The sequence below is a fragment of the Mesorhizobium sp. M4B.F.Ca.ET.017.02.2.1 genome, from assembly GCF_003998955.1.
Lineage (GTDB): Bacteria > Pseudomonadota > Alphaproteobacteria > Rhizobiales > Rhizobiaceae > Mesorhizobium > Mesorhizobium abyssinicae.
The window spans coordinates 1-460 of sequence record NZ_RZOF01000709.1; the positions used below are offsets into that span (position 1 = coordinate 1).

Annotated in this window: 1 protein-coding gene; it reads right to left on the reverse strand. The window is 56.5% G+C overall.

Annotated features, from left to right (window positions below; genetic code table 11):
• Positions 1-460 (reverse strand): hypothetical protein (locus tag EN738_RS35840; protein WP_189606175.1); only part of this gene is annotated, 460 nt, incomplete at both ends.

The window sequence follows — 460 nt, forward strand, 5'->3', positions numbered from 1 at the left end:
CTTGGGATATGTCTTTGGCGATGCTGATTTGACGCCGGCGCAACGGAGGTCCGTCGAGCCACAGCTGCGCAGGATTGCTGAGATCTACGGCGAACGCGATCATCTCATGGACGAGATAGCTGTATATCTGCGGTCGATCGGACGCCATGTCGAGGTTGAGCCGAAGACAGGTGTTTCCTGATGGCCGCGATCGATCGCGTTCCGTAGTCGCCATTTCTATTGGGTAACGAGCAGCCGTCTTCCAACCTCTGAAACAAAAAAGAGGTGACCCCCAAAGGCCGCTCTCGAGACCGCAAGTCTGAGCCGCTAACGCATTGCGATAACCAGGCTGTCCGAACTGGGCGTCGATGCCTTCCTCGACCAGGTCGCGGTAGGCGGCGATCTCATCTACCGCATGCATAGCCAAGCCAGAGAAGTTTTCGGCAGCGGAATTCTCGGTCGCTTCCCCTTTTATGACTAG